This window comes from Mesorhizobium sp. M7A.F.Ca.ET.027.03.2.1 (assembly GCF_003999175.1).
Classification (GTDB): domain Bacteria; phylum Pseudomonadota; class Alphaproteobacteria; order Rhizobiales; family Rhizobiaceae; genus Mesorhizobium.
In genome coordinates this window covers 1-1,920 of sequence record NZ_RZOM01001136.1, presented here as the reverse complement: position 1 = coordinate 1,920, position 1,920 = coordinate 1, and the positions used below count along the sequence as shown (strand labels likewise).

Annotated in this window: 3 protein-coding genes; 2 read left to right on the top strand and 1 reads right to left on the bottom strand. The window is 62.7% G+C overall.

All coding sequences use genetic code 11. The annotated features are described in order from the left end of the window. Both EN750_RS32110 and EN750_RS32105 read left to right on the top strand, forming a co-directional pair. The coding region (locus EN750_RS32110) for a VOC family protein (RefSeq protein WP_127399092.1) at window positions 1–343 on the top strand (343 nt) is incomplete at its 5' end. 41 nt (window positions 344–384) lie between these two features. After that, window positions 385–792: a DUF1801 domain-containing protein gene (locus EN750_RS32105; RefSeq protein ID WP_127399091.1), complete on the top strand. Its 408-nt coding sequence runs from the start codon at window positions 385–387 to the stop codon at window positions 790–792. Here the strand turns inward: EN750_RS32105 and EN750_RS32100 are convergent. Then, window positions 789–1,919, bottom strand: a complete 1,131-nt coding sequence (locus tag EN750_RS32100) for an NAD(P)/FAD-dependent oxidoreductase (protein WP_145968118.1) — start codon at window positions 1,917–1,919, stop codon at window positions 789–791. The genes EN750_RS32105 and EN750_RS32100 overlap by 4 nt on opposite strands. Window position 1,920 lies beyond the last annotated feature (1 nt).

Below are 1,920 nucleotides of genomic sequence, written 5' to 3'. Positions count from 1 at the left end.
GCGCTTCTACACCGACGTGCTGGGCTTCACCAAAAAGGCCGATTTCAGCAACGGGCCTTATCGTTGGCTGACCGTGGCCTCGGCCGAAGAGCCTGATGGAACCGAGCTGCAACTCGCGCTCAACGACAACCCGGCCGCCAAGGCCTATCAGGAAGCCATCTTCAAGCAGGGCCAGCCCGCCGTCATGTTCTTCACCGACGACGTCAAGGGCGACTACGAGCGTATCAAGGCGAAGGGTGGCGCGTTTATCAAACCGCCGACCGAGGTGACCGGCTCGACCATCGCCCAGTTGAACGACAGCTGCGGCAACCTCATTCAGATCACCCAACTGGCGCGCTGGTAACGGGCGACGGTTGAAACGCGTCGAGGCACAGGAGACACCCAATGACCCCCTCGCAACAGATCGGCCAACTGATCGCCGGCCTCACCGATTGGCGCGGCGAGACGCTCGCCGGCATCCGCAAGACCATCCTTGCAGCCGACCCGGACATCGTCGAGGAGTGGAAGTGGATGGGCAGCCCGGTATGGTGCCTCGACGGGAACATCGTGGTCGGCAACGCCCACAAGGACAAGGTGAAACTCACCTTTTCCCATGGCGCCAGCCTGCCGGACCCCGACAATCTGTTCAACAATGGTTTTGGCGGCAAGGTGTGGCGGGCAATCGACATGTTCGAGGGCGACAGGCTCAATGAGGGCGCTTTAAAAGAGCTCGTCCGCGCAGCGATCGATTACAATCAGGCCAAAAAGAAGAAGAAAGCGGCTGCCGGGGCGAAGCCACGGACGCAAGCCTAGGCCGCCTGGCCTGCCACCCAGCCCGACGACCATGCCCACTGGAAATTATAGCCACCCAGCCAACCCGTGACATCGACGACTTCGCCGATGAAGAACAGGCCCGGCACGGATTTCGCCTGCATCGTCTTCTGGTCCAGCCCGTTGGTGTCGACCCCACCCAGCGTCACTTCGGCGGTCCGGTAGCCCTCTGAGCCGGCAGGCTTGATGCGCCAGTCATTGACTGCGGCAGCTATGGTTTTCATCTGGGCGTCGGAAAGATCAGCAAGGTTGCCGTCGATCCCGGTGCGCTCGGCGATCGACTGCGCAAGCCGCTTCGGCAGATGATTTGCCAGCACCGTCTGTGCCGCTTGCCGCCCATTGCTTCGCTTGGCCACCCGAACGAGGTCCGCCACGTCAACTCCCGGCAGCATGGCGATGCGGATTTCATCGCCCTCGCGCCAATAGGATGAGATCTGCAGGATGGATGGCCCGCTGACGCCGCGATGCGTGAACAGCATCGCTTCGGAGAACCGCGTCTTGCCGCAGGCGACTTCCGCGTCGACCGCATTGCCTGCCAGCGGCGCTAGCCGCTCGAGCGTGTTTGCGTCGAACGTCAGCGGCACCAGCGCCGGTCGCGTTTCGACGATGGCAAGGCCGAACCGTTCGGCAAGCTCATAGCCGAAGCCGGTCGCACCCATCTTGGGGATCGACTTGCCGCCGCAGGCCACGACCAGCGACTGGCAAGTAACCAAGCCTGTGGAGAGGGTGAGCGCAAACCCCTCCACGGTTTTGCGGACATCCTCAACGCTGGCCGAGAGCGCCAGCTCCACGCCCCTGCCCTGCATTTCCGAGACCAGCATGCCGATGATCTGGCGTGCGGAGCCATCGCAGAACAGCTGCCCAAGCGTCTTTTCGTGATAGGCAATGCGGTGTCGTTCGACGAGGGCGATGAAATCGCGCTGCGCGTAGCGACTGAGCGCCGAAATGCAGAAATGCGGATTGCCCGACAGAAAATTCTTCGGGCTGGCATGGATGTTGGTGAAATTGCACCGGCCGCCGCCGGAGATGCGGATCTTCTCGCCAGGCGCCGCCGCATGATCGAGGATCAGCACCGAACGGCCGCGCTTGGCCGCCTCCACGGCGCACATC